The organism is Paenibacillus profundus (genome assembly GCF_021369635.1).
Taxonomy (GTDB): Bacteria; Bacillota; Bacilli; order Paenibacillales; family Paenibacillaceae; genus Paenibacillus_B; species Paenibacillus_B profundus.
Window position 1 is genome coordinate 1 of sequence record NZ_JAJNBZ010000103.1, and the last position, 529, is coordinate 529.

The following is a 529-nucleotide window of genomic DNA, read 5'->3' on the forward strand; positions in this document are numbered from 1 at the left end:
GCAGAGGTTTGCAAGTGCTCCAGATCATCAGCAATCGTTTCTTTTAGCAGGTTGAGCGGTTCCGTTACCTTGGGTAGTCCGGCAAAACGCTCATCCTCTTCAATTACTACGACAAGCTGCTGGCAATAGGAGATTTCATCCTCGATGACATCCGTAACCGGTTTGGCCGGAAAGGCATTCTTCATCGATTCATCCAGCGAATAGATAACTTTTCTCAGCTTTTTGGAGCGTTCTCGGAGCACCTCCTGCGGCGTCTTTTGGGTATAGCGAGCTTTGGTATGGGTCGAATCTACAATAAGGGATTTGCTTCGAATAATGCCTTGCACAATCGCAATTTCCACGGTTTTCTGAATCAACAGATCCAGCAGCTTCATGTCTTTAAGCCGTAATTTGCGGAACTTGGTCAGTAGGCTGGGCTCGATGACCGCTTCCTCGGGGGCCATATGGAGAAACAACTTGAAGGACAAATCATATTTTGAACGCTCGACCAGATCGACGTCGGACAAGTCGAAGATAGATTTGAGCAGCA

At 47.6% G+C, this 529-nt stretch carries 1 protein-coding gene; it reads right to left on the bottom strand.

Going from position 1 to position 529, the window contains the following annotated elements; all coding sequences use genetic code 11:
• The coding region (locus LQV63_RS31255) for a transposase (protein ID WP_233699657.1) at positions 1–529 on the bottom strand (529 nt) is incomplete at both ends.